The following is a 21,691-nucleotide window of genomic DNA, read 5'->3' on the forward strand; positions in this document are numbered from 1 at the left end:
ACAGCTAGAAAACAAGTTTTTCATCTAGTTACTTGACGCAGTCGCTGTCTGGTTTGAAATGCGCTTTACCAAGCTTTTTCAAACCTAGTCATCGTTGCGGGGGTGAGACAACGAAATCGAACTCTTCGAGTTACCGATTTCTGTCTCACTCCCAAAAGTCATCAAATACGGTGATTGGTAGGTGGCGTTTGTGTTGGCCTTTGTACCACCAGTTTTCGATAGTCGCTTGAGCTTCTGGGCTGATTGTTTTGCCTTCAAGGTAATCATCAATTTCATTGTAAGTGACTCCAAGTGCAACTTCGTCAGCAAGTCCAGGTTTGTCTTCTTCTAGGTCTGCTGTTGGGATTTTTTCATAAAGAGCTGAGTCTGCACCAAGTTCCTTCAAGAGTTGTTTCCCTTGGCGTTTATTGAGGCGGTAAAGAGGGAGAATATCTGCACCACCGTCACCAAACTTGGTAAAAAAGCCTGTGATATTTTCCGCAGCATGGTCTGTTCCAATGACCGCTCCGCTATGGGCACCCGCAAGGGCATATTGGGCAATCATACGACTACGAGCCTTGATATTTCCCTTGTTAAAGTCTGAAACAGGACTTCCTGTCGCTTCGACTGCAGCTGTCATAGCATCAGCTGATTCCTTGATATTCACAACCAAGCTGACATCTGGCTGGATGAAAGCAAGAGCTTTTTGAGCATCTGCTTCATCAGCTTGCACTCCATATGGCAGGCGGACAGAAATAAATTGGTAGCTGTCATCTCCTGTCTCTGCTCGCATTTCTTCCATAGCTAATTGCGCCAAGCGCCCTGCCAAGGTTGAGTCCTGACCCCCAGAAATCCCTAGTACAAAGGTTTTAAGGAAAGGATATTTTTTCAAGTATCTCTTTAAAAAGTCAATGGAACGACGAATTTCCTCTTGGGCGTCAATCACTGGTTTGACACCTAGTTGCTGGATAATGACCTCTTGCAAACTCATTCTTCTTCTCCTTCACCAAGGGCTTCTTTGCGCATCTTGTCAATCAAGTCCATTTTGTCCTGCCAAATATCACGCGCCAAGTCCACTGGATAGTGTTGCGGATTGAGTACCCGTTTATACTCATCCCAAAGCTTGTCAAATTCCTTACGAGCATAGGCTTGAATCTCAGTTAAACTAGGCAAGTTGTAAACTAATGTTCCTTCTTTGAAAATTTCCACCAAGAGAGGAACGGCATCAAAATTACGAACGGTCTTTTTGATGTAAGTATAGGTCGGATGGAACATTTTGATTTCTGTCATGCTGGCAACATCCACACCGTCATAGGTGATGTAGTCACCTTCTGACTTACCTTTTTCACGACTAGTAATGCGCCATACTTGCTTCTTACCTGGGGTCGATACTTTTTCAGCATTGCTTGAAAGCTTGATGGTATTGCGCATCTTACCAGTTTCATCTTCGATAGCTACAATCTTATAAACCGCTCCAAGGGCTGGCTGGTCATAGGCCGTAATCAGCTTGGTACCCACCCCCCAAACGTCAATCTTAGCGTGTTGCATTTTGAGGTTAAGGATGGTATTTTCATCGAGGTCATTGGAAGCGTAAATTTTGGCATCTGGATATCCAGCCTCATCTAACTGTTGGCGAACTTTCTTGGAAATATAGGCTATATCCCCTGAGTCGATACGAACGCCTTTAAAATTAATCTTATCACCCAACTCACGCGCTACCTGAATAGCAGCTGGCACACCGATTCGAAGCGTATCATAAGTATCTACTAGAAAGACACAATCACGATGGGTTGATGCATAGGCCTTAAAGGCCTTATAGTCGTTTCCATAAACCTGTACCAAGGCATGGGCGTGAGTTCCTAGTACGGGAATTCCAAAGAGCTTCCCTGCTCGCACATTGCTAGTCCCGTTGGCTCCACCAATCACGGCTGCGCGTGTTCCCCAGATAGCCGCATCCATTTCTTGCGCACGACGTGTCCCGAATTCCATCAAGGGCTCATCTTCAATGACTGAACGAATACGTGCTGCCTTGGTCGCTATCAAGGTTTGAAAGTTAACGATGTTTAAAAGAGCCGTTTCGACCAACTGGCATTGGGCAAGAGGGCCTTCAACCTGTACAATCGGCTCATTAGCAAAAACCAAGTCCCCTTCCTGAGCGGAACGAACTGTTAATTCTAACTTGAGATTTCGTAGGTAGTCCAAGAATTCTCCATGATAGCCAAGCGACTCCAAGTAGTCAATATCGCTATCTGAAAAGCGCAAATCTTCAAGATAATGTACAATTCTTTCCAAACCAGCAAAAACCGCATAGCCGTTCTGAAAAGGTTGCTGGCGGAAGTAAACCTCAAAAACCGCCTTCTTATTGTGAATTCCTTGGTCAAAGTAAACTTGCATCATGTTAATCTGGTACAAGTCCGTGTGCAATGTCAAACTATCATCTGGATACATCTGTTTTCCTTCTTCCTACTTTACAAAGGTATGAATGTATTCTACCACTTTCACACCATCCGATAAATTAGTACTATTATAACACATTTTACTGAGATTGATAAAAAGCTAACAAGCTATTCTCCATTCTCCAGTTCATCCATATCTTGCTCAAACTTTTTTTGAGCCCATTCGCCATAACTTTTAAGGCCAAGATTGCCGATAAAAACCCAAGGAAGGTAGATCAGATAAGTGATGGCCCAAGCAGACAAATATTTAACGTTCAAAGGATTGTGCTGATAAATTTCGATATTGAATTGATAATTCTCCAACATCAAGAGAGTCGTAATAGCGAGAGTCACCAGCAAACACCCTCCAATCGTAAAATGAAAACGACTATAGTAGGTCACTCCAAGTTGTCGTGTACGATTGAAAAAGAAGAAAATTCCTAAAAGAAGGGTAACCAGAAGAATATTAGGATTAAAAAGAGCAGGTGATAATACAGCCACCAGATAGCTTAGCAGAATGAGCCCGATAAACACATTAAAAGACTCTGTCCCAGCTTTGTTAATCAGTTGTTCTTCTCTTTCGTCTAATAATTGATAATAAAAAAATCTATTTTTCATCTTCTTCCTCCCAAAATAATTGATCTAAAGTTTTGCCTAAACATCTGCAAATGGACTGGCAAAGGGAGAGACTAGGATTGTATTTCCCAGCTTCAATCAAACCTATAGTCTGCCTAGTAACACCTACAGCCTCTGCCAAATCCCCTTGTGTTAAATCAAGCTCCACACGAGCTAATTTTAATTTTAAGTTTTTAGCCACTAGCATCCTCCTTCACATTTTTAAAAAGTTGCGCTTCTTTTTAAATATATTATACCATATATCTAACTTAATGCAATATATAAATGTCATTTTGTAAGATTTTATTAACAAAAAACTCTCTACCATCTTACATGATAAAGAGTATTCGTTCTTTTTTTGATACTTAGCTAAGTTCCTCTTCAAAGGAAAGAAGTCTAGATCACAAATCCTTTTGGTAATAGTATCTTTGCCCTGTGTAGGGATAGTCTTGCAAGGTAAAGACTTCCTTGTAGCCATGGCTTAGATAAAAATCTGGCGCTTGAAACTGGTAAGTATTCACGAAAGAAAAACGACAGTTTCGATTCTTGGCTTCATTTTCTGCTCGCTCCAATAGTTTTGAACCAATTCCTTGTCCCCTCAATTCCTCTTTCACAAATAAATATTCGATTTCCAACCAATTTCCGAAAGTCTCAGCTACTAAGCCCGCCATGAGATTGCCCTTTTCGTCTTCAACATAAAGGTTCAGTGGCTCGCTTTCAGCCTCTTCTCTTTTAGAACGATTATAAGCACGAATCAAATCCCCTATTTCTTGCGCTTTAAGCGATTCCTTATTTTCCAATCTAACGTGCATCCAAACCTCCTAATAAACTACTACAGCTTGATTATAGTCTTATTTCGATGGACTGTCAAACTAGAAAAACTCACCAAACAGAGTTGATGAGTTCATGATTTATTTTCTAAATTTCCACTGACTATAAATCCCAAAAACAAGGATCCAGATGGCAGAACCAACTGCCCCCATGAAGGTAGACTCTTGCAAAAAGAGAGTCACGAAAACAAAGACAAAAAAGAGAATGGTTAGGGGATTAAGCAAGCGATACTGAGGCATGAGGTAGCCATCAGCCATGAAGTCTTGTGACTTACGGTATTTGAGATGGGCCACCATAATCAAGATATAAATCGCGATGTAAACACCTGATGAGGATGCGGTGATCAAAGCAAAGGCATCTGAAACACCTGGTAGCACGTTGATAAAGGCAGCCAGAGCAATCAAGATCGCTGAGGCGATGATGGCATTTTGAGGTACATTGTGGCGAGAAAGGGTATCGACCTTGATGGCCTTTAAGAAACGATTGGGCGAATCATGGGCAATCTGATATAAGTGTCTCCCTGTTGAGTAGAGAGTTGAGTTAAGAGCAGACGCTGCTGAGGTCAAGACAACAAAGTTGATTAGAGCCGCCGCCCACTTGATCCCTGCCAGTTCAAAGACCGTTACAAATGGAGAATCTGAAGAATTAAGATAAGACCAAGGAATAATGGCCATAATCGCAATGAGAGCTCCCCCGTAGAAGAAGATAATTCTGAGAGGAATTTCCTTAACAGCTTTGGGCAAGACCTGACGAGGGTTCTTTGTTTCAGAAGTTGTCACCCCGATAAACTCAATCATCAGATAGGCAAAAAATACCATTTGAAAGGCCATGACAAAGTTCATAACTCCGTTTGGAAAAAGAGAGAACTGGTCGCTGATATTTGCCAAACTTGCAACACCATGCGGTGTCTTAAAGCCTGTCAAAACCATAAAGACCCCAGTGGCAATCATGGCTAAAATCGCCACAATCTTGACCATAGCAAACCAAAACTCGACTTCTCCAAAGAGCTTAACCGCAATCAGATTGACCAAAGCCAAAATCGTTAAAAAGACAAGCTGAATCAGCCAGCTAGGCCAGGTAGGGAACCAGAAGCGGACATAGTCTGAGATGGCAGTGATTTCTGCCATACCGATAAAGACAACTGACAGCCAATAAGACCAAACTGAGAAATATCCCCAGCCTTTCCCCAAATGACGGGTGATAAAGTTGATAAAGGTATGCTGTTCTGGATCCTGATACAGCATCTCCCCAACAGCCCTCATCATCAAAAACATAAAGGCTCCTGTGATCATATAAATCAGAATGATAGAAGGTCCAGTAAGGCTGATAGAGCGACCAGCACCTAGGAAAAGTCCGGTTCCGATTGTTCCCGCAATGGCCATCACCTGAACATGGCGATTGGTTAAACCACGCTCCATTTTATTTTTCTTCTTATTTGAACTCATATAGTCTCCTATTTATCCAAAAAACCAAAAAGGAGTTGAGCAAGGCAAAACCTTCACTACTCCTTTTTCATCCTATTTAGGCTGTTTTCTCAACCTTTAAGATTTTGACATCATAGCTACCAACTGGTGTTTCAATCGTTGCAGTATCGCCAGTCTTCTTGCCAATTAGAGCACGGCCAATCGGACTTTCATTTGATACTTTACCAGCAAAAGCATCTGCACCTGCAGAACCGACGATGATGTAGACCTCTTCTTCGTCTTCACCGACTTCTTGGATTGTTACTGTTTTACCGATTGCTACCTCATCTTGGGCAACTGCATCGCTATTAACAATTTCAGCATAGCGAATTTTTGTTTCTAGACTTGAAATTTGTCCTTCAACAAAAGCTTGTTCATCTTTCGCTGCTTCATACTCACTATTTTCTGAAAGGTCTCCATAGGAACGAGCAATCTTGATACGCTCTACGACTTCGGGACGTCGAACGAGTTTCAACTCCTCTAATTCTTTTTCTAGTTTTTCCTTTTCTTCAAGGGTCATTGGGTAAGTTTTTTCTGCCATTTTTTTAACTTTCTTTTCTATTTCTTTTTTAAAACAAAATTATGTGGAAAACCACATAATTTTAGTTTGAACTACTTGCTTGAGGTAACTTGCTATTGATATGCTCTGCAACGTTTTGATCATGTTCTTCTTTTGTTGTTGCAAAGTATACTTTACCGTCTTCAACATTGGCTACAAAGTACAAGTACTCACTCTTTGTCTGGTTTACACTTGCTTCAATCGCATCCGAACTTGGGCTATCAACCGGTCCAGGCATGAGGCCAAGGTGTGTGTAAACATTGTATGGTGAATCAATCGTTGTATCAATTCCAGCGTCATCTGCTAAACTAATCTTTTGACCAAGTTTTCCTTGAGCATATAGGATAGCGATATTACTTTGAAGTGGCATACCGGCATTCAAGCGGTTATAGAAGACACCTGCGATTTTCTTGCGGTCTTCGGTCTTAGCACCTTCTTTTTCGACAAGAGAAGCAATGCTGAGCAATTCATTAACTGTCAGATTCTTTTCTTTGATCGTAGCGTAGTATGGTGACATAGCCTTGTCCATAGCAGCTACCATCTCATCAATCAAACTTTCAACAGTTGTGCTGTCTTTGATCGTATAGGTTGCTGGGAAAAGGTAGCCTTCAAGACGATAACGAACGCCACTGTCTTTTGTTGGAAGACTTCCAAGTAGGTTTGGATACTTGGCTACTAATTGTGAGATAAAGGTCTCATCTTGAACTTTTGCCAAGAAAGCATCCGCAGTAAGAGGTTCTTTAAATTCACCTTGAAGTTGTCCTACTGTTTGAGCGATTTGCTCTAATGTATAGCCTTCTGGAATGGTCAAGTTTGCAAGAACAGGTGCCTGAGCTTCAGGAGTCCCACCTTTTTGCAATTCTTGAATCAACTCATCCGTACTCATACTCTTCTTCAAGTTGTAATAACCTGACTTCAAGTTAGCATGGCTATAGTATTTAGCATAAAGGCTAAAGATCAGTCCATGTTTAACCAAACCAGATTTTTCCAAGGTGCTTCCAATTTCTTGAACGTTTGCTCCGTCTGGGATTTGAACCGTTACATAGTCCTTAGAGCTCGCATCAACAGGTTTCAAAGAATCTTGAACGTAACCATAACCAAAGTAACCACCGACTGCAACGAGTACTAGGAGAACTAGAACTGTTACTAGGCAACCTTTGGCTTTTGATTTTTTCTTTTTCTTAGTTGATGTTGCACCTTGACGACGACTACGACGCGGAGCATCAGCTAATCCACTGCTAGATTCTGTAGAAACAGGCTCTACTCTTTCAGGCATCCCTGGGGTGATTTCCTCTTTCTTGTCTTCTGTTTTATAGGTTACGGCAACCTTAGTCGGAGTATCGTTAAATTCTTTTTCTTCGGGTTTAAGCTCAACTGGTTCTACCTTAGGTTGAACGGGTTCCACTACAGGTTCTTCAGCCAGATGAATCGGCTCTACTAGAGGTTCTTCAGATTCTACAACTTCAATCTTGTCGATGATTGGCTGTCTAATCTCTTTCTCTTCTTGGTCATCCGTTTCATCAGTTCTAGCACTTGAAAGTGGAGGAACACTTGGTGCATTCTTTAGAATTTTATCGACAACAGACAGGGAATCAGCCATCAACTCTTCTGTTGATGTTTCTGGTTCAAGATCTGAAGGAGTTGCTGAACTAGCTTGAGATGATGAAGCCGTCAGATTTGGAATCTCTACTTCTTTCTCTCTTCTATCTTGTTCTTTTACTCTTTCTAAATCACGTAGAATCTGCTCTTTAAAGCTTAATTTTTCTTCTTCTCTTGATTTTTCAGTCAAAAGCATTACCTCCTTGTTGACAATCCATAATATTATATCTTAAAAGTCGTAGAAAAGCAACCAACTAGGGCATTCCCTAGCTAGTTTTATTGATTTTCAGGCTGCCAGACCATATCATACCATGTTTCCCCAGCAAAGTTTGACTGGGATATTCCTTCATTAACAAAGCCGTGCTTTTCATAATAGGCGATAAGGTAATCATGACACGTCAGATTAATGCCCTCTCGCTCATGTTCTAAAGCGACTTCTTTCAAAGCCCTTAATAGTCTTTTCCCCACTCCCAAAGCTTGTGCTTCCTTGGCAATAGATAGGCAAGTCACAGAAATATAACCTCCAGGTTGATGGCTATAGTCTTTTATTTCTTCTGTAAATGACTGATCATGTAGATGGCGGTGTGGGACGACTGGACCTTCGATATAACCAAGAATATTCCCCTCTTTTTCAGCTACCAGAAAACTGGTCTGAATTTCCTGCAAATGGGCCTCAAAGACCGAACGAGGAATGGCTTCCTCCAGTGAAAAATTCTCCAGCTCTATCTCTATAATCCGATCTAAATCCGAAAATCTTGCTTGTCTGATTTTCATATTTCCTCCTGATAAAAGGGATTTCCCCAAATCAGATACCATTCAGAGCCACTGCCATAATGACTCTCGGTCACTTCTTCTTCAACAAAGCCATTCATTTCAAAATATGATAGTAGTTCATCAGGACTCTGCAAAAGAATACCTTGATAATCTAGTTCGACTGTCACCTGTTTCAAGGCTGCAAGAAGAAGAGTTCCCAGCCCCTGTCCCCAATGGTCAGGATGAATAGTCAAGGATTTTACTTCTATCCATTTGGGATGAAGAGACTGAGCTTCTCCCAAAACATAGCCCACGAGCTGATTTTCATCCCCAGCTACAAGAAAGGTACCCGCAGTCTTGCGGATACTCTCTTCTAAGGATTGGTGGCTAAGTGTCTCTTCTGATGAAGGATTGGCTTCTTCAATCGCCAACATTTCTTCTAAATCTGATAGGGTAGCTTGCCTTATAGTGATTGGAATTTCCATCTGTTTTCCTTATTGGACATTGCTTGTCAAGTTAGACAAGAGACGTTCAAATGAATATTCATAGGTTTGGATATCTCCAGCACCCATAAAGACGTAAACAGCATTATCATGGTCTAGGAGTGGAGAAACATTTTCAACAGTGATAACCTGGTGTTTCTTGTTAATTTTATTGGCTAAGTCTTCTACTTTGACATCACCATGGTCCACCTCACGAGCTGATCCATAGATTTGCGCTAGGTAGACGGCGTCTGCTTGATTCAAAGCATGGGCAAATTCGTCCAACAAGGCAATGGTTCTTGTAAAAGTATGTGGTTGGAAGATTGCCACGATTTCCTTGCTTGGGTATTTTTGACGAGCCGCATCCAAGGTCGCAATGATTTCTGTTGGATGGTGGGCAAAGTCATCAATAATCACTGTATCATTGACAATTTTCTCAGTGAAACGACGCTTAACACCTGCAAAGGTTTTCAAGTGTTCACGGACCAAGTTCAAATCAAAACCAGCTGTGTAAAGAAGACCAATAACAGCTGTCGCATTCATAATATTGTGACGACCAAAGGTTGGAATGTGGAATTGACCCAACTCTTGACCACGGAAATGAACGGTGAATGTTGAACCAGTCGTAGAACGAAGAAGATCGCTAGCTACAAAGTCATTGCCCTCAGCTTCAAAACCATAGTAATAGATTGGCGCATTGGCTGTGATTTTACGCAACTCAGCATCCTCACCGTATACAAACAAACCTTTAGTAATTTGTTTGGCATAGTCGTTAAAGGCATTGAAAACATCCTCTAGACTTGTAAAGTAGTCTGGATGGTCAAAGTCAATGTTGGTGATGATAGAGTATTCTGGGTGGTAAGGCATGAAGTGACGCTCATATTCGTCTGATTCAAAGACAAAATATTTGGCATTTGCTGAGCCGCGACCTGTCCCGTCACCAATCAAGAAGCTGGTATCTGTGATGTGAGACAAGACGTGTGACAACATACCTGTTGTTGAAGTTTTTCCATGAGCTCCTGCCACTCCCATGCTGACAAAGTCGCGCATAAAGCTACCTAGGAATTCATGGTAACGTTTGTAGCTGATACCATTTTGATCCGCATAGGCGATTTCAACGTTATTATCTGGACGGAAGGCATTCCCGGCGATAATTTCTAGATCACCTTGCAAATTCTTTTCATCAAACGAAAGAATGGTAATTCCTGCTTGCTCTAAACCACGTTGTGTAAAGTAGTACTTTTCAACATCTGACCCTTGAACCTTATGTCCCATTTGGTGCAACATCAAGGCCAAGGCACTCATCCCTGATCCTTTAATTCCAATAAAATGATATGTCTTTGACATGTTTTTCTCCCTTATTCAGTGATTCTTGTCAGGTTCAACTCTTGGGCAACCTGACGTTCCTGTTCTGATTGCTTATTCTTTTTATTATAAATTTGGCTCTTCTTCAGAAAATCATAGTTGTTCTTTTTAGCTTTTCCAGCTTGATTTTCTAAAGTCGGAGTCACTACTTGTCCAGCTTCTTCAGCTAAAATATAGTGGGACTGTCTCAAGTTTTTGCTAAATTTGGCAAACTCACCTGGATTTTCCTTTTGAAATGGTGCTGTTGGTTGGTTTCCTTGACGAACAAGTGTTGAACCATTGTGTCGTCTAGTATGACTAACATCCTGAGTCAAATACTTGGCTGAACGTTTCTTTTTCAAGTCCGCACGCGCCTCTTCTCGAGCCAATTCAGCATAGGTTTTTTCAACTTTTTTGGGTTCTGAGCTCGGTTTTGACTCCTTATTAACCACTGAAGAAACTACGGTTTCTTCTTCATTGATAGGAGACCATTCCAAATAGTTCTTATCGCGGTAATCACCTTTGATATTGCTAATAAAGTCTGACTCATCGTACAAGTCCATGACTGGCATTTTGGTCAGCATGATTTCATCATCTGACACCAATGGAAATCGATCTTGTTTCATTTTGTATTTCCTTTCAACACTTCATTATAGCGTATTGTCTTGATTTTTCAAGTGCTGGCTTCAGAAATTCCCAAAATTTCACGAATTTCTGCCAGACTGAGGCTCGCACGCGACTCTGTACCATCTAAAACTTGGGAAACCAAATGCTTTTTCTGTTCTTGAAGTTCTTGAATTTTTTCTTCAATGGTTCCTTTCGTAATCAAGCGATAAACCTCTACCTTCTGCTCCTGTCCCATACGATGGGCACGTCCGATAGCTTGGGCTTCAACCGCAGGATTCCACCAGAGGTCCACTAGGATGACGGTATCAGCACCCGTTAGATTGAGACCAACACCACCCGCCTTAAGGGAGATGAGAAAGGCATCTCTCTCCCCTTGGTTAAAGGCCTTGGTCATCTCCTGTCTGTCTTGAGCTGGAGTTGAACCTGTGATTTTGAAGGAAGTCAAGCCCAAGTCTGGGAGTTCTTGCTCGATTTTTTCCAACATTCCTTTGAACTGGGAGAAAATCAAGACCCGATGCCCACCATCAGCCACTTGTAGCAATAAATCTCGGAGACTATCGAGTTTACCACTGGCTCCCTGGTAATCGTCCATGAAGAGGGCTGGCGTATCGCAGATCTGGCGCAATCGCATGAGGCCAGATAAAATTTCTACCCGGCTTCTCTGGAATTCTTGATCGGTCACTTGCGCTAGGCGGTCTCGCATCTGTTGCAACTGGGCGAGATAGATGGCCTTCTGTTGGTCTTCCAGTTCATTTTTATAGACGACTTCGATCAGGTCAGGTAGTTCTGTAAGAACTTCTTCTTTCTTACGCCTCATGACGAAAGGCTTGATAAACTGCGCGACTCGGTCAGCCGGTAATTTCATAAACTCCTTTTTACTTGGTAAGAGCCCCGGAAGCACAATTTGGAAGATAGACCACAACTCTCCTAAATGATTTTCGATGGGTGTACCTGACAAAGCAAAAACTGCTGGCACCACAAACTGGCGCAAACTCTGAGCAATCTTGGTTTGGGCATTTTTCATGACCTGAGCTTCATCTAAGAAGAGAAAATCAAAAGCCATCTCTTGATAAAGCTCGCTGTCTTGACGAAAGGTGGCATAGCTAGTCACATAGATTTGGTGATTTTCAGAAAGAATTGCTTCTCGATTCGCTTTCAAACCATGAACGACAGCCAAATCCAACTGTGGGGCAAATTTCCTAAATTCATCTGCCCAATTGTAGATCAAACCTGACGGAGCCAAAATCAAGACCCGACCATCTTCTGTCACCTGACTAGTCAAAAAAGCAATAGTTTGCAGTGTTTTTCCCAGTCCCATATCATCGGCTAGGATGCCACCAAAGCCATAGTGATGAAGCATCTGGAGCCAACGAACACTCTTTTCCTGATAGTCTCTCAAACTCGCCTGCACCCGTATATCTCCCAAAGGAAAATCCTCTGGATGAGTCAAATCATGAGCTAAATGCTGAAATTCTTCCGAGAAAGAGATCCTGTTTCGACCTTCAAAAAGCTGAGAAAGGCTATAAGCCAGAGATTTTCGCGCTTGGAAAGAACCATCTTTTAGCTCAACCCCCAGTTCCTGCAAATTTTGACGAATCTGCTTGGTTTCCTCATCAAAAAAGTACACTTGATCAGAAGAGCTGATATAGAAATCCTGATTGCTGGTCAGGGCTTTAAGAGCTTGATCAATCTCTTCTTGGGCAATCCCTTGGAAATCAAATTGAATTTCCAACAGTCCTCCCTTGGACTCAATCTGAACCTGAGGAGCTTGGACGCTGTAGAGCTGATTCATCTCATCAGACAAGAAAACCTGACCCAACTTCTCAAAAGCTGGAATCGTATGGTGAAAGAAAGAATAAACCACTTCTGGCTTCAAAGCCTGTCTCCAAGACTGAAAATCAGCCTCAAAACCAGCCCCTAAACAGACTTGAAATAGCTGGTTTTCCAAGACGGCATCGCTTGAAAATGGTAATTGTTCCAGCTGTTGACGACTAGTTACCTTAACATCTCCATAGTCAAACTGAATATTCAAGCGGATGCGGCCGTCATCCTCCCTATCAAAGTAAAAGATTGGTGAAAAGGGTCTGATTTGCAAGCGCTCAGGAGCAGAAACTGTGCCCAGCTGTCCAAACAAAGGCAGACAGGCAGCCAGACGGTCACGATCACTGTTGTCAAACTGGAGGCATTTTCTCCCTCTTTCCTCCTGAGGAAGCTCCTTGATTTCCTTTAGGAGGCTGATTTGTTTAGGATTTAAGAGATAAAGATTCCCCTTACGAAAGAGAACCGCTCCCCCATAGAATACGTTGATTCGCTCACTTTCAGAAATCTCCATCTCAAAATAATCAGGATACTCCTGCACGGAAAAAGAGAACAGTTCTGCATCTGGATCTAAATCATGAAAGAGAAGATTTTCATAACTAGTAATCTGATGTTCGAAATGAAAATCCTCCAAATTCATCAGCAACTCCACTCCCTGTTCAAAAAAGGTCAGAGGGAAAAAGAGGTGACGACCTTGATTGGGGAAAAAGAGGTCTTGACTCAGTCCCTCCTCAATCAAGCCACATAAAAAAGTAAGAACTTCTTGACTAGCTGTATCAAAAGCATCCCAAGACAAGTCATTTTCATAGTGTTTCCCAATCATATATGATTTTCGAAGGACTAAGACCTTCAAAAAGAGAGGGATGTCACGAATGACATAATATTTTTGACTATCAACTAAACCGATTCGGAGAGTCCAAAGGAGACGATTGGTTCCAGCTTCTACCTGGCCTTGAGCCGACAAAGTGTAGATTTTCTCTCTCTTCTGAGGTTGAATACGCTCCAAAAAACTACCACCAAAACTAACCTTGGTTTCGACCTCTTCTTGCTCTTCATGTCCTTTTTCTAAGGCTTGTAAAATCACCTGGCCTTCTTCATCGTTCTTCAGATAATGCTCAAGCGCTGCGAGGTGAAGACAGTAACCTCTTTTTTGGAAAAAATCACAAGCACAAAAAACAAGATCATCCTCTAAACTGTAGCGCAAGTCTTCTCCCGCCACACGAGTATAGAGGCGATTTCCTTTTTCCTTGATAATCTCAATGTTGCCTGTCTCATAGAGAGTAACACCCTCCATGCGCAACTTTCCTGGAATCAATTTAGCCATAGTTACCCCTTTATCTTATCTTTTCATTATACCACATTTTCCCCTATGAAAATAGCCTTCTAGGAAGACTTTTCTCCTAGAAGGCTCGATTTTAAAGTGTATCAAAAGTGGTCACGATGCGTTGGCAAACTTCTTCCAAAAGTGTTTTAGGCATAGCAACATTGAGGCGGGCATGAAGAGTTCCCTCCTCTCCAAAGTCCAAACCTCGGTTCAAGATAACCTTGGCTTCATTCTTCAAAAGCTCTTGCAAGCGGTCATCCGTTAGGTCATAGGCTGAAAAATCAAGCCAGATCAAGTAGGTACCTTGTGGTTTCATGACCTTAATCTTGGTTTCGTTGCCCAAAACATCCACTACATAGTTAATGTGGTCCTCGATGACTTCTTTTAACTCTCCTAACCAGTCCTTACCATAACGGTAGGCAGCTTCTGTCGCCAAATAACCCAAGCCTGAGATTTCATGCTGGTTATTGGCCAACTGGCGTTTTTGGAAAGCAACACGAAGCTTGGGATTTTCAATAACTGCATAGGAATTCTTGGTCCCAGCAATATTAAAGGTCTTAGTGGCACTGCTCAAGATAAGGGCGAAGTCTTTAAAAGCAGGATCAATGGTATTAAAAGACTGGTGTTTGTGACCAAAGAGTGCCAAATCTTGGTGAATCTCATCTGAAACCAACAAAACACCATGTTTTTGGCAGAGATGCCCAATCTTTTCTAACACTTCCTTTTCCCAAACACGTCCACCAGGATTGTGGGGATTGCAAAGGATATAAAGCTTCACATCCTCTTCCACCAATTCCTTCTCCAACTGGTCAAAGTCAATCTCAAACAGCCCATCCTTTTCCACCAAAGAATTGGTAATCAATCTGCGATTGTTCAGTTTGACACTGCGGGCAAAAGGTGGATAGACCGGTGTGTTAATCAGAACAGCCTCTCCTTCTTTTGTAAAGGCTTGAATAGCTGTTGAAATGGCTGGTACCACTCCCTCTATAAAGACGAGGGCATCCTTGTCAAAGTGATAGCCGTGTTGTGTAGCTTCCCAGTCCTGAACCGACTCAATCAAAGCATCACTGGCATAGGTATAGCCATAGACCAACTGATCTGCGTAGGCTTGTACAGCTTGTCGAACCTCAGGCAAAACCACAAAGTCCATATCTGCTATCCAGGCTGGTAGAACTTCGCGATCAGCTTCCGCTTCTTTCCATTTATAGGTATGGTGCCCAAAACGATTGGGCAGGCTTGTAAAATCATATTTTCCCATATCTATCTTATCCTTCCAAAGCTTGGCGCAAGTCCGCAATCAAATCTCTAGCATCCTCAATTCCAATGGATAAACGCAAGAGGTCATCTGTTAAGCCATAGGAATGGCGCACTTCTGCTGGAATATCCGCATGAGTCTGAGTTGTCGGATAGGTGATCAGACTCTCTACCCCACCCAAACTTTCCGCAAAAGAGAATACTTTCAAGCTATTTAAAATATGAGGAATACGTTTTTCGTCCACTACTTTAAAGGAAATCATGCCTCCACGTCCTGTATAGAGAACTTCCTTGACTGCAGGTGAACCTTTCAGATAGGTCACAATTTCTCGTGCATTAGCTGTCGAACGCTCCATACGCAGAGACAAGGTCTTAAGACCACGAATCAACTGATAACTATCAAACGGCGACAAAACAGCACCAGTCGTATTGAGATTGTAGAACAGTTGTTCATATAGTTCTAAACTATTAGTCACAACCACCCCAGCTAAAACATCATTGTGCCCTGCTAGATACTTGGTAGCAGAATGAAGAACGATATCCGCACCATCTTCAATCGGACGTTGGTAAATTGGACTGTAGAAGGTATTGTCCACCACTACCTTGGCACCTTTGGTATGAGCAAGTTTTGTAAGTTTTGCAATATCAAATTCCAACATCAAGGGATTGGTTGGTGTTTCGATATAGAGAACATCCACATCTTTCTCTAACTCAGCAATTAGCTCTTCTTCTGTATTGGCATAGGTAAAATGGAAACGGCCTTCTTGCTCCACTTGGTTGAACCAACGGAAAGAGCCTCCATAAAGATCACGCACAGCCAAGACTTTACTTCCTACTGGAAAAACACTAAAAGCTAGTACAATCGCAGCCATACCTGAGCTTGTCGCTAGGGCATAGTCTGCTGATTCGATTGCCGCCAAGACTTCCTCCGCCTTACTGCGAGTTGGGTTTTTGGTACGAGTATAGTCAAATCCCGTAGACTGACCGAACTCCGGATGCTGATAAGTGGTTGAAAAATGAAGCGGTGTTACCAAGGCACCTGTAGCCTCATCTGACTTGATCCCAGCCTGGGCCAAAATTGTGTTGATGTGTAGTTCTTTGCTCATACAATACCTCCAAATCTATAGTAACTATTGTACCACTTATTTTTACTAACTCATTTTCTTGTTTTCAAGAGCTAGTTATAGTTTCAAACTATATAAAAACGATAGTTCCTTGAGAAACTATCGTTTTTCCTGTTGAATAGACTGGTTATTTAACGTGTTTTGCCAGTTCTTCTTGGGCTTTTTTATTTGATTCTTCTTTTTCTTTCAGCCATTTTTCTTTAGCTTTTTCATACTCATCAGTCGTTACAGTCTTATCTTGTAACTTGAGATACTTGTATGATTCGACACCCTTATTTCCAGCTTGTGAGAATGGTGATGAGAATGGAACTGTCTTTCTCAAGGTCGGTGTTCCACCCTGAGAAACGTTTGGAATTGCAAGGGCGCTATCAACGAGCCAAGCTTGAATTTCAGCATATTTTTCATAACGTTTTGCTGGTTCTTGCTCCTTGTTCGCTTCTTCTAACATTTGAGTGTAAGTATCCAGACCAACTGCCTTAGCCTTGTCATTGACCTCACCTGGTTCTAGACCAATGTTTTGCAACATACCACCGTTATTGACATTTAAGATATCAAGATAACTTGATGGATCCAAGTAGTCCGCACTCCAACCGCCATTATAGATATCAAAATCTTTTTGAGCTGCAGTTTGAGCGAGGTAACTAGAGTTGTTAAAGTCATCTGTTGATATCTGTTGGATATCGATAACCACATTCTCAGCTCCTAGAACAGATTCGATGGATTGTTTCAAAGAGCTCGCTTCAAGTACACCTTTTTTAGCTGATTGGTCAACTGATACATCCAAGTGGATTGGGAATTGCACACCCTTAGCTTCCAATTCTTTCTTAGCTTCTGCAAATTTAGCCTTAGCTTTATCAGGATTGTAGTATGGGTCTTGCGCGTCCGCAAAATTGATTCCTTGCCATTCTTGGCCATAGTTGACCATCTTTTCTGAAACAACATCGCCAAAGTCTTTTCCGTTGATGCTTACAAATGTTGGAGGTACAACCAAGTTACGAATAATCTTTGTTGCTCCGTCCTCCCCTTGAGATTGTGCTCCATAGGCTGTACGGTTGTATGCATAGTTAAAGGCTTGACGGAAGTTTTTATTCAGAACTGCTTCTTGGGTTGATTTCTTTTCGATATCTGAGGACTTAGAAGTGAAGTTATAAGATTTTCTGTCCAAGTTGAAGTTCAAGTAATAAGAAGTTGCATTTTGCATACTATAGATGATGTTATCCTTGTTCTTCTCTTTAATTCCTTCAAAGCTTGAGCTATTTGGATAGAGACGCGCGTAGCTATAGACTCCTTCTACGAAGTTACGTGCTAGTGCATCTTGGTCACTACCATCATAATAGGCCAATTTCACACCATCCACAAAGACATTTTTTTCATCCCAGTAGTTGGGATTTTTCTTGAATTCGATAACAGATTTTGAAACAAACGATTTCATTAAGAAAGGTCCATTGTACAAAATACTAGAAGGGTCTACCTTACCAAAGTCATCCCCTTTTGATTTTAAGAAATCTGCATTGACAGGGAAGAGAATGGTTGAAGTTGTTTTAGAATTCCAATAAGATTCTGGACGTGTCAAAGTGTACTGAACTGTTTGGTCGTCAATCGCCTTAACACCGACAGTTGAAAAGTCACTTGTTTTCCCGTTGATATAGTCATCCAAACCTGCTACAGAGTCTTGAACCAGGTACAAGGCTTCGGATTTTTTATCAGCAGCATATTTCAAACCTGTCACAAAGTCTTGGGCCGTTACAGGGGCGTATTCTTCACCCTCATAAGTATACCATTTTGCATCCTTACGCAATTTGTAAGTATAGGTCAAACCGTCCTGAGAAACAGTCCAATCCTCTGCCAACGATGGAACATAGTTACCGTATTGGTCATTTTCCATCAACCCATCCACCAAATTGGTCACGATGTCATTGGTTGTTGCACGGTTTTCTGCAAGATAGTTCAAACTAGATGGATCGCTCGAATAAACATAGTTATATGTTTTAGAAGCGCTACTTGAATTTCCACATGCGCTCAGTAGAATACCAGCGCTTAACACGACACTTGCAAGTGTCAGATACTTGGCCTTAGACTTTTTCATTTCCAGAACCTCCTGTTTAAAAGTTTTGTCTTATTATACAGCTTTAGTTTTATTTAGTCAAGTAATTTCTAAAGAAAAACTTAAAAAAACATATTTTTTGCTCTTGATTTTAGAAAAAGTTCTCTTTTTTTAAGAAAAATGTAGTATAAAAACCTTTCTGTTAAAGAAAGGTTAAATTCATTACTTTTATTTATAAATCTTTTTACGATATTTTCAATCGTGTACGTAGCCGGTCTGCTTGAGCTTTGCCGATTATCTTGTCTAAGAGTCGTGTCCGTAGGCTCATCAAACCATAAAGACCTCCTCCAAGCCCTCCGATGAGAGCCACATAAAGGAAACTCCAAAAACGTCCACTTGGTTGGAAGACAAAACCGAGTAGCCACTGCAAGAAGCCAACTAGGATAAACATGACAAGGGTCAAGATGGTAATCAAAATGGTTCGCTTCAATATAATCTTTCGACGAGCACCCGTTACCTGGCAGATGTCTCGGTACATCAGGACATTCGGAATAATCAAACCGATAGTCGTTGAAATCAAGGGACCATAGCTATGGAAAATAGCAATGGTTGGCAATTGCAAGACAATCTTAGCAATGGAACCATAGATGAAGTATAGAACTGCCTTGCGGTTTCGGAACATGGCCTGAAGCATAGGAGACAAGACCATATACAAGCCTAGGATAGTAGACTGCAAAACTGCAAAGACAAATAAGCCCATGGCCAGACTATCTGGCTTACCGTAAAAAACTGTATAAAGAGGCTCCCCTACCATGACCACTCCAACCGTTGCAGGCAGTAGAAATAAGAAGAGCATGGTAAGGCTATCTTGGACTAGGCGAGCCGCCGCCTGCAAGTCGCCTTTTACATAGTTTTCCGTCAACAGCGGCAAGCCGACACTCCCGATTGAAACTCCCACAGAGATTAAAATCATAGTAATTTTATTAGGATTGGCTGAGAAATAAGAAAACATGACAACCAAGTCTTCATTGCTGTAGTTAGTAAACCACTTCATACTATTGATAAAGGTCATCTGGTCTAAGATTTGGAAGAGTTGAATGGCTGATCCTGTCAGGATAAAGGGAATGGCTTCCTTGATGGTATCGACTAAGAGTCGCTTACTATTGATCTTATCCCGTGTTTCAAAAACTCTTTTAAGCAAACCTTCTTGGGCAAGGAAATAAATCAAGACTGCAAAACTTGCCACCATCCCCACAAAGGCCGCAAAGGTCGATTGGGTAACGGCTGATAAGTAGTCACCAGAACCCATCTTCATAATGAAGAAGGTTGCCATCAACATCCAGATAACACGGATTACCTGCTCGGCGATTTGACTCATAGCATAGGGTTTCAGGTTATTCATCCCTTGGAAGAATCCTCTGATGACACTCATAGATGGGAAAATCAAGACCGCCCAAGCCAAGCTCTGCATGATGGGAATCAGGTCTTTCCCCACACCTGACAAATCTGCTAACCAGGGAGAAAAGAGATACAAGACCAAGGCAAAGACTAAGCCCAAGCCCGTCATAAAGCTTAAGAAACTCCGAATCAAGGCAAAGCTATGCTCTTCTTCTCGCATGGTATTGTACTTAGCCACTTGTTTGGCGACCGCAACGGGGATACCCGCTGTCGAAATCAGCAAGAACCAGGCGTAAATGTTATACCCCATGGTAAAGAGTCCGTTTGCCTTAGCTGCATAGGTCCCCATCCAGATATACCAGGGAATAATGTAGATAGCACCAAGGAGGCGACTAATAAAGTTACTAGCTGTTAGCCAAGCAGTCCCTCGCAACATCTGGGCTTGCTGGTGATTGTTTTCGTTAGACATAGCTTCCTCATTCAATTTTGATAACTAGGAAAAGTTCCTTATCTTCCATTATAAACTTTTCCTTGTTACTTGTAAAATTCGGGCTTGAAGTTTATAATAGAAAGTATGATTAAGATTGAAACCGTATTAGATATTTTCAAGAAAGATGGCCTTTTTCGCGAGATTATTGATCAAGGACATTACCACTACAACTACAGTGAGGTTGTTTTTGATAGCATCAGTTACGACAGCAGAAAAGTAAAAGAAGGCACTCTTTTTTTTGCAAAAGGTGCTGCCTTTAAAAAAGAATACCTCCTATCCGCTATAAGTCAGGGCTTAGCTTGGTATGTCGCAGAAAAGGACTACGAAGTCGGTATCCCCGTCATCGTTGTGAACGATATCAAAAAAGCCATGAGTTTAATTGCGATGGAATTCTATGGCAATCCACAAAAAAAACTCAAAATTCTCGCTTTCACAGGGACCAAAGGAAAGACAACAGCAGCTTACTTTGCTTACCACATCCTATCTCAACGCTACCCAACAGCCCTCTTGTCAACTATGAACACAACTCTGGATGGCGAGACCTTCTTTAAATCTTCCTTCTCAACGCCTGAAAATATCGATCTTTTTGACATGATGGCTCAGGCTGTTAAGAATGGAAGAACCCATCTTGTAATGGAAGTCTCTAGCCAAGCCTATCTTGTTCATCGAGTCTATGGTCTGACCTTTGATGTAGGTGTCTTTCTTAACATCACTCCTGACCATATCGGTCCGATTGAGCATCCTAGCTTTGAAGATTACTTCTACCACAAACGTCTCTTGATGAAAAATAGCCGAGCAGTTGTCATTAACAGCGACATGGACCACTTTTCTGTATTGAAAGAACAAGTGGAAGATCAAGAACATGACTTCTATGGTAGCCAGTCAAGTAACCAAATCGAGAACTCCAAAGCCTTTAGCTTTTCCGCTACAGGTAAACTCGCTGGTGATTATGATATCCAACTCATCGGTCACTTCAATCAAGAAAATGCCGTTGCTGCAGGACTTGCCTGTCTTCGTCTAGGTGCCAGTCTTGAAGATATCAAAAAAGGGATCGCTGCAACCCGCGTCCCTGGACGTATGGAAGTTCTCACTCAGAAAAATGGAGCCAAGGTCTTCATAGACTATGCTCACAATGGTGACAGTCTGAAAAAACTGATTTCTGTTGTTGAAACCCATCAAACTGGAAAGATCGCTCTGGTTCTCGGTTCGACTGGAAACAAGGGTGAAAGTCGTCGCAAAGACTTTGGACTCCTTCTCGATCAACATCCTGAAATTCAAGTCTTTCTAACTGCGGATGACCCCAACTATGAAGATCCAATGACCATTGCTGAAGAAATCAGTAGCTATATCAGTCATCCTGTTGAAAAGATTGTCGATCGTGAACAAGCCATCAAGGCAGCTATGGCCATCACAAATCAAGAACTCGATGCCGTGATTATTGCTGGTAAGGGAGCTGATTGCTACCAGATCGTCCAAGGAAAGAAAGAAGATTATCCTGGAGATGCGGCTATCGCAGAACGTTATCTATAAAAAAATCAAGGGAAGCATTCCC

The 21,691-nt window shown here is 41.8% G+C and carries 18 protein-coding genes; 1 reads left to right on the forward strand and 17 read right to left on the reverse strand.

What is annotated here, in order from left to right:
• Positions 1–145: 145 nt before the first annotated feature.
• The 17 genes from nadE to GMD6S_RS02280 all read right to left on the reverse strand — a co-directional run bounded on the left by nadE (position 146) and on the right by GMD6S_RS02280 (position 20,118).
• Positions 146–970, reverse strand: coding sequence for an ammonia-dependent NAD(+) synthetase (gene nadE, locus GMD6S_RS02200; protein WP_000058070.1), 825 nt, complete (start codon positions 968–970; stop codon positions 146–148).
• Entirely contained in the window at positions 967–2,427 is a 1,461-nt protein-coding gene (locus GMD6S_RS02205) for a nicotinate phosphoribosyltransferase (protein ID WP_000283148.1), read from the reverse strand. The genes nadE and GMD6S_RS02205 overlap by 4 nt, the downstream gene beginning before the upstream one ends.
• A gap of 116 nt (positions 2,428–2,543) precedes the next feature.
• Positions 2,544–3,032, reverse strand: coding sequence for a DUF6773 family protein (locus tag GMD6S_RS02210; protein ID WP_000797150.1), 489 nt, complete (start codon positions 3,030–3,032; stop codon positions 2,544–2,546).
• Positions 3,022–3,231 carry a helix-turn-helix transcriptional regulator gene (locus GMD6S_RS02215; protein WP_001107495.1) on the reverse strand — a complete coding sequence of 70 codons (210 nt, stop codon included), beginning with the start codon at positions 3,229–3,231 and terminating at the stop codon, positions 3,022–3,024. Before GMD6S_RS02215 ends, GMD6S_RS02210 begins: the two co-directional genes overlap by 11 nt.
• Positions 3,232–3,430: 199 nt before the next feature.
• Positions 3,431–3,841 carry a GNAT family N-acetyltransferase gene (locus tag GMD6S_RS02220; RefSeq protein ID WP_000558478.1) on the reverse strand — a complete coding sequence of 137 codons (411 nt, stop codon included), beginning with the start codon at positions 3,839–3,841 and terminating at the stop codon, positions 3,431–3,433.
• A 99-nt stretch (positions 3,842–3,940) separates the two neighbouring features.
• A complete protein-coding gene (locus tag GMD6S_RS02225) occupies positions 3,941–5,305 on the reverse strand; it encodes an amino acid permease (protein WP_000097708.1) in 1,365 nt (454 codons plus the stop codon).
• Positions 5,306–5,381: 76 nt separating this feature from the next.
• Positions 5,382–5,864, reverse strand: a complete 483-nt coding sequence (greA, locus tag GMD6S_RS02230; protein ID WP_000818765.1) for a transcription elongation factor GreA — start codon at positions 5,862–5,864, stop codon at positions 5,382–5,384.
• Positions 5,865–5,925: 61 nt separating this feature from the next.
• The gene (gene mltG, locus GMD6S_RS02235; RefSeq protein ID WP_000927559.1) at positions 5,926–7,677 is read right to left on the reverse strand and encodes an endolytic transglycosylase MltG; all 1,752 of its coding nucleotides are present in this window, start codon (positions 7,675–7,677) and stop codon (positions 5,926–5,928) included.
• Between the two features lie 80 nt (positions 7,678–7,757).
• Positions 7,758–8,255 (reverse strand): GNAT family N-acetyltransferase, encoded by a 498-nt coding sequence (locus tag GMD6S_RS02240; protein ID WP_000702417.1) that lies wholly within the window; start codon positions 8,253–8,255, stop codon positions 7,758–7,760.
• On the reverse strand, positions 8,252–8,719 hold the full coding sequence (locus GMD6S_RS02245) for a GNAT family N-acetyltransferase (protein WP_000405313.1): 468 nt from the start codon (positions 8,717–8,719) through the stop codon (positions 8,252–8,254). Before GMD6S_RS02245 ends, GMD6S_RS02240 begins: the two co-directional genes overlap by 4 nt.
• 9 nt (positions 8,720–8,728) lie before the next feature.
• The gene (gene murC, locus GMD6S_RS02250) at positions 8,729–10,063 is read right to left on the reverse strand and encodes a UDP-N-acetylmuramate--L-alanine ligase (protein ID WP_000048102.1); all 1,335 of its coding nucleotides are present in this window, start codon (positions 10,061–10,063) and stop codon (positions 8,729–8,731) included.
• 11 nt (positions 10,064–10,074) lie between these two features.
• Positions 10,075–10,686, reverse strand: coding sequence for a hypothetical protein (locus GMD6S_RS02255; protein WP_000806750.1), 612 nt, complete (start codon positions 10,684–10,686; stop codon positions 10,075–10,077).
• A gap of 47 nt (positions 10,687–10,733) precedes the next feature.
• On the reverse strand, positions 10,734–13,829 hold the full coding sequence (locus GMD6S_RS02260) for a DEAD/DEAH box helicase (RefSeq protein ID WP_001096261.1): 3,096 nt from the start codon (positions 13,827–13,829) through the stop codon (positions 10,734–10,736).
• A gap of 91 nt (positions 13,830–13,920) precedes the next feature.
• Positions 13,921–15,087 carry a MalY/PatB family protein gene (locus GMD6S_RS02265; RefSeq protein ID WP_000521335.1) on the reverse strand — a complete coding sequence of 389 codons (1,167 nt, stop codon included), beginning with the start codon at positions 15,085–15,087 and terminating at the stop codon, positions 13,921–13,923.
• 7 nt (positions 15,088–15,094) lie between these two features.
• Positions 15,095–16,189, reverse strand: a complete 1,095-nt coding sequence (locus GMD6S_RS02270; protein ID WP_000031952.1) for a cystathionine gamma-synthase — start codon at positions 16,187–16,189, stop codon at positions 15,095–15,097.
• Between the two features lie 145 nt (positions 16,190–16,334).
• Positions 16,335–18,293 (reverse strand): peptide ABC transporter substrate-binding protein, encoded by a 1,959-nt coding sequence (locus GMD6S_RS02275; RefSeq protein WP_000748537.1) that lies wholly within the window; start codon positions 18,291–18,293, stop codon positions 16,335–16,337.
• A gap of 202 nt (positions 18,294–18,495) precedes the next feature.
• On the reverse strand, positions 18,496–20,118 hold the full coding sequence (locus GMD6S_RS02280) for a putative polysaccharide biosynthesis protein (protein ID WP_000064205.1): 1,623 nt from the start codon (positions 20,116–20,118) through the stop codon (positions 18,496–18,498).
• A 105-nt stretch (positions 20,119–20,223) separates the two neighbouring features.
• On the opposite strand from GMD6S_RS02280, the gene GMD6S_RS02285 reads away from it, so the two are divergent.
• On the forward strand, positions 20,224–21,669 hold the full coding sequence (locus GMD6S_RS02285) for a UDP-N-acetylmuramoyl-L-alanyl-D-glutamate--L-lysine ligase (RefSeq protein WP_000590266.1): 1,446 nt from the start codon (positions 20,224–20,226) through the stop codon (positions 21,667–21,669).
• The last annotated feature ends 22 nt before the right edge of the window (positions 21,670–21,691 follow it).

Source organism: Streptococcus sp. GMD6S, from assembly GCF_000297015.1.